4 protein-coding genes are annotated in these 5,957 nt (G+C 46.6%); 2 read left to right on the top strand and 2 right to left on the bottom strand.

From position 1 onward, the window contains the following. On the bottom strand, positions 1 to 999 hold a 999-nt coding region (locus QUB08_RS31120; RefSeq protein WP_333230069.1), incomplete at its 3' end, for a protein kinase domain-containing protein. A gap of 170 nt (positions 1,000 to 1,169) precedes the next feature. Further along, the gene (locus QUB08_RS31115) at positions 1,170 to 1,928 is read right to left on the bottom strand and encodes a VOC family protein (protein WP_333230067.1); all 759 of its coding nucleotides are present in this window, start codon (positions 1,926 to 1,928) and stop codon (positions 1,170 to 1,172) included. 396 nt (positions 1,929 to 2,324) lie between these two features. Here QUB08_RS31115 and topA point away from each other — a divergent pair, with 396 nt between their 5' ends. Together topA and QUB08_RS31105 are read left to right on the top strand one after the other, a co-directional pair. After that, positions 2,325 to 5,057 carry a type I DNA topoisomerase gene (gene topA, locus QUB08_RS31110; RefSeq protein ID WP_333230065.1) on the top strand — a complete coding sequence of 911 codons (2,733 nt, stop codon included), beginning with the start codon at positions 2,325 to 2,327 and terminating at the stop codon, positions 5,055 to 5,057. A gap of 191 nt (positions 5,058 to 5,248) precedes the next feature. Continuing rightward, the gene (locus QUB08_RS31105) at positions 5,249 to 5,494 is read left to right on the top strand and encodes a hypothetical protein (protein WP_333135026.1); all 246 of its coding nucleotides are present in this window, start codon (positions 5,249 to 5,251) and stop codon (positions 5,492 to 5,494) included. Positions 5,495 to 5,957: the final 463 nt, after the last annotated feature.

The following is a 5,957-nucleotide window of genomic DNA, read 5'->3' as shown; positions in this document are numbered from 1 at the left end:
TTCGGTGCTGCCTCTGCTGACTCGCTCAAAGGCTGCTAATAAGGTTTCAACTTCTGTTTCTCTGCCGTAGAGTTTTTCGGGGATGAGGAAATGGTCTGTAATATCCCGCGTTCCCAATGCAAACGTCTCAATGTTACCAGTGTTTTGTAATTGAGCTAGACAAATTTCTAAATCGTGTTTCAGTCCTAATGCACTCTGATAGCGATTTTCCGCATTCTTTGCCATCAGTTTACTAACAATTTGAGATAAAATTAGGGGAACTTCTGGCTTGATTTGATGTACCGGAATCGGCTGTTTGGCGAGATGACAATGCACTAACTCCATTGGGTCGTCTGAGTCGAAGGGTAACTGTGTTGTCAACAATTCATAGAAGGTCACACCCAGGGAATAAAAGTCACTCCGATAGTCAATGCCTCGATTCATTCTTCCGGTCTTTTCTGGGGAGAGATAAGCTAAGGTTCCTTCGAGGGTGTTGGGATTCTGGATTTCTTGGGTTTCTCTCGGCAGCAGGGAAGAAATACTGAAGTCAATGAGTTTAATTTGTTTGCTATGTGGGTTAATCAGAATATTGGCGGGTTTGATATCTTTATGAATAACTCGGTTTTGGTAGAGAGAGTGGAGAATATTTGCTAGTTCCCTGGCTAGGTTGAGAAAGTTTTCTAAAGATAGAGATGTATCGGGTTGGTTTTTATCAGTTGTGGCCGGGAGATAAGTAGACAGGGAAACTCCTCCAAAGTCTTCCATTATCAAAGCATAGGCGTTTTTGTAAGGTGTTAAATCGAGGGGTTCAACCACTCCAGGCAGACGTAGATTTTTGGCGATGGTATATTGGTTGCGGAATTGCAGCAGTTCGCTGAAGCTGGGGTATTCGTTTCTCAGCAGTTTGATGACGACTGGAGTCCGATCGCTCTCCCGAATACCTCGATAGACTAGAGTGCGAGATCCTGCATAGAGTTGTTCTGTTATGCGATACCCCGGCAGGTCAGTAATTGTCTCCATTTTCCAGTCCTCAATAAATTCGGGGTTACTATATCTCTAGTTTACTCAGCAAACTTGGAAAATTCTCAATGGCCTCTAATGTTCCTGAAGTTGTCAGTCCGCGTTCTGTACGAATGCTCGCAGCTCGTTCGATACTGAAGCCCTATTATTAATTGTTGTACGGCTTGAGATTACCAACTGATAATAAGCGGCAATCCCGGTCTAAAATCTACCTGTTGTCCCTGCACTTCTCCATCAAAACCAAGCTCCACAAAATACTCGGTTCCTATCCGTAACTTTAGCTGATTTGTCTCAAGCACTGCTTGAAGTTCAGGTGAGGGATTATTGGCAGCAGGACTGACTAATTCTACGCGAGTAATTTCGCGGAAACCAACACCGTGATCCAAAGGCTGTGACTTATCAGCAGAGTATTGATCGGGACGTTTACCAAAGGAAATTTGGAAAAGCATGGGTTCAGTCAAAACATCACTATTTGTTCCTACTGCGATACTCATCGTTTCAGATAAATAAGGTGGATGATATGCCCAACTAGAAAATGCAACTGTGTCCTCAGAACCTTTGGCTGGACGCAAACAGATGCCAAACGGACACGCACCATTATTCCGATTTGTCGATCGCTCCCAAAGACGAGTTTGACGAATTGGCTCAGATTGCGCCTCTTCTGGATCGTGAATCCATAACAATTCCAACATTGCGTTATGGAAAAAGAAACAGCGATTGGCTGTACCTTGTCCGCGATGAATGCGAGATCCACCCTCAACTAAACCGAATGAGGATAAACGATTAGCTTCCGAAGCACCAATATCAGTAAGGATGAAGAGATGGTCGAATTCAAATGTCATAGCATTGTTCATAGACTTGATCGATCGCTCAAGTAATTTTAATCCTCTGTGATTGCTTTCCTTCCGATCGCCACGCTGATGCTGCACAGCCTACTGTACCAAAGTCCAAAACCTATACTCAGTAAATCTTTCCTAATCTAAAATCTAAAATCTAAAATCTAAAATCGGTCGCCCCAACCTTCAAGTTACAACCAGATTGAGGAACCATCCGCCCGCATCCAGCAGTCTCAACATCCAGTTAGCGACAATTCTGCTAAAGTCAGGTCATCCAAGGAGTGCATCTTGTAGAGACGCGATTCGCAGCCTCTGCCCCCAAAGCAGTAAAATCCCATCACATTGTCACCTGCCACCCGATCGGCAGTAACTTAAAAATTAAGGTAGTTTGAAAATAATCGCCCAAAGTTGAAAGAAACCTTGACATCTGACCTACACTCTCTAATTTAGACCCTCTAGCTGCGCTGCCATCCATATTTAAAAGATGCCATGTCAACCTTAGTCATCGTCGAATCTCCCACAAAAGCCCGTACCATCCGCAACTTCCTGCCCTCCACCTACCGTGTAGAGGCATCGATGGGCCATGTCCGCGACCTACCATCCTCCGCCGAAGAAATACCAGAAGCCGTTAAAGGAGAAAAATGGGCGCAACTGGGCGTAAACGTGGAGGCAGACTTTGAACCCCTCTACGTCATCCCGAAAGATAAAAAGAAAATTGTTAAAGAACTCAAAGACGCCCTCAAAGACGCCACAGAACTGATTCTAGCCACTGACGAAGACCGGGAAGGCGAAAGCATTTCCTGGCATTTGCTGCAAATCCTCAAACCCAAAGTTCCCATCAAGCGGATGGTGTTTCACGAAATCACCCGCGAAGCCATCCGCGACGCTTTGACTCACTGCCGCGATATCGACAATCGAGTAGTACAAGCCCAGGAAACTCGCCGAATTCTCGATCGACTCGTCGGTTACACACTCTCTCCGCTACTGTGGAAGAAAATCGCTTGGGGTTTGTCCGCAGGCCGAGTCCAGTCAGTCGCAGTCAGGCTTTTGGTACGCCGGGAACGGGAACGCCGCGCTTTCCGCCAAGGTAGTTACTGGGATTTAAAAGCCCTTTTGGAAAAGGGCAAGATTTCCTTTGACGCCAAACTCGTGACTGTCGGCAAGGTGAAAGTTGCAAACGGCAGCGATTTTGATGAAAATACCGGACAAATTATCTCCGGCCGCCGCGTACTTTTGCTGAACGAAGAACAGGCGCGGGCTTTACTGGAACGCATTCAAAACAAACCTTGGACTGTCACCAATCTCGAAGAACGGCCAGTCACCCGCAAACCGTCGCCGCCGTTTACGACCTCGACTTTGCAGCAGGAAGCTAACCGCAAGCTGAGGCTGGGTGCGCGGGAAACCATGCGAATTGCCCAAAGTCTCTACGAACGCGGTTTTATCACTTATATGCGGACGGATTCGGTGCATTTGTCCGAACAGGCGATCACTGCAGCGCGCAGTTGCGTGCAGGAACTTTACGGCAGCGAATACCTCAGCCCCCAACCGCGCAAATACACCACGAAAAGCAAAGGCGCCCAGGAAGCCCACGAAGCTATCCGTCCCGCTGGCAGCACTTTTCGGACTCCGCAGCAAACGGGATTGGATGGGATTGATTTCCGCCTCTACGATTTGATTTGGAAGCGGACTGTCGCTTCTCAAATGGCCGATTCGCGCCAAACTCACGTCACTGTATTAACTCAGGTAGAAGATGCCGGTTTCCGTTCCAGCGGGAAACGCATTGATTTTCCAGGCTTTTTGCGCGCCTACGTGGAAGGTTCCGACGATCCGAATGCGGCGTTGGAAGACCAAGAGGTGATTTTGCCGGCGCTGAAGGTGGGGGATAAACCTAATTGTAAGGATTCAGAGGCAGTTGGCCACGAAACTCAACCTCCCGCCCGCTACACGGAAGCTTCTCTGGTGAAAATGCTCGAAAGCGAAGGTGTGGGCCGTCCGAGTACATACGCGAGTATTATCGGTACAATTGTCGATCGGGGATATGCGAAATTAATAGCAAACGCCCTAATTCCGACATTCACTGCTTTCGCCGTCACAACTTTATTGGAAACACATTTTCCCGATTTAGTAGACACCGGTTTTACTTCCCGAATGGAACAAACCCTCGATGAAATTGCCACCGGTGAGGCGAAATGGCTGCCGTATTTGCAAAAGTTTTATACAGGGGAAACCGGACTCGCAACCCAAGTCAAAGAACAGGAAAGTCAGATTGATGCGAAAGTTGCCCGAACTGTGGTATTGGAGAATATTTCTGCTAAAGTCTGCATCGGCAAATTTGGCGCATACCTGGAATCTGAAAGCGAAGAAGGCCTGGTAAAAGCATCGATTCCCCAAGATTTGACGCCGGCAGATTTAGATCCGGAACAAGTGGAGTTTCTGTTAAAGCAAAAAACCGAAGGCCCGGAAAAATTGGGACTCCACCCGGAAACCGGGGAACCGATTTATGTGCTGATTGGCAGTTATGGGCCATACGTTCAGTTAGGGGATGTTTCGGAAACTAACAAGAAACCGAAGCGCGCTTCTTTACCGAAGGGGACGGATAAGGATAGCGTGACGGTGGATATGGCGGTGAGTTTGTTGACTTTACCTCGGTTGTTGGGAACTCACCCGGAGACGGGGGCGAAGGTGCAAGCTAATTTGGGGATGTATGGGCCTTATGTGGTGCATGACCAGGGTAAGGTGGGTAAGGATTATCGATCGATCAAACCGCCGGATGATGTTTTGACGATCGATCTCGATCGGGCATTAGAATTATTATCGCAGCCGAAAGCCGCCCGCGGCCGCAGCAAATCAGCCACACCTTTGAAGGAATTGGGCGCGCATCCAGAGTCGGGAGAATTGATCAATGTTTACGACGGCCGCTACGGCCCCTACGTGAAACACGGCGATATCAATGCTTCTTTGTCGAAGGATGAATCTGTGGAGAATTTCACCTTGCAAAGAGCACTGGAATTGTTAGCAACGAAGGAAGCAGCGGGAGGCGGTAAATCTAGCAGCAAGTCGAAGAAGTCAACGAAGACTGCGGCGGCGAAGTCGGAGACGGCAACTGAGAAGACTGCGGCGAAGAAAACTACTGCTAAAAAGACGACAACTGCGGCGAAGAAAACCACTGCTAAAAAGACGGCGACTGCGACAACAGCCAAGAAAACAACTAAGTCAAGTTAGCAGGATTTACGCACTGTACGGCCAGAAACCGGGTTTTTTGCAATAATTTGTTTTAGCAGACAGATTCGGTAAAAAACTCGGTTTCTGCGATCGCGCCCCGCGTAAGTAGGTCGGCTCTTTCTAAAGTAATCCTTTCGTTCTCATGATATAATCAAAACTATCCATGTAGTAATTGGAGTAATTGAATGACCATGATAGCTGAACTTATGGTACAACCTTCCTACTGGATCGATCGTGAGATTTCGATTGAGAAAGTCAGAAATCTTTACTTATTCAAATTTACGGAAAACCTGCAAGCCCGATTAGAAGAACTAGCCGACAGAAAAAAGGCTAATCTTTTAACTTCCGAAGAAGTTGTAGAATTAGCAAGCTTACTAGAACTAGATAGGATTTTTACCTTAATTAACGCTAAAGTTATAGCAGCCTCATGTCCGTAAACCGCGCTACTAGAAATTTAGTAAGAAGTAGAGCTAATTTTCTTTGTGAATATTGCCATTCGGCGGAAGAAAGTAGCTCTACTCTATTTAGGTTGGCTAAAACTTTGAAAATTATGTTATCTTGGGTAAAAGCTTGCAAGCTAGCAAATTCGGGGTTTGGATATGGATTTCTCCCAACTTAAACGACCTACACGTAACGTCAAGCCACTAGATCCGATCGCAATTTTTGAGCGAAGACCAAGTTTACCAAATATCCCGAATGACCTATGGAGGGGGCAAACTATTGTGGGGTTGCATCCTGTGTTTATCGCCTATTAGCGGATTAACCCTTAGTTATGCCTCGGTTCAATACTTTTGAATTTTAAAATCAATCCACATGAATAATGGTAACTGCTCAATAACCGCTGCTTGGGGTATCTGAGCTAAGTAGTCCCAGAACGCTAGCCAATAAACTTATTTCTCT

The organism is Microcoleus sp. BR0-C5 (genome assembly GCF_036705045.1).
GTDB lineage: Bacteria > Cyanobacteriota > Cyanobacteriia > Cyanobacteriales > Microcoleaceae > Microcoleus.
This window is presented reverse-complemented; position numbering and strand designations above follow the sequence as displayed.

What these genes read in the sequence shown, in the direction of transcription:
- topA (WP_333230065.1), top strand. Translation starts at nt 2,325, where the DNA reads ATGTCAACCTTAGTCATCGTCGAATCTCCCACAAAAGCCCGTACCATC.
- QUB08_RS31105 (WP_333135026.1), top strand. Translation starts at nt 5,249, where the DNA reads ATGATAGCTGAACTTATGGTACAACCTTCCTACTGGATCGATCGTGAG.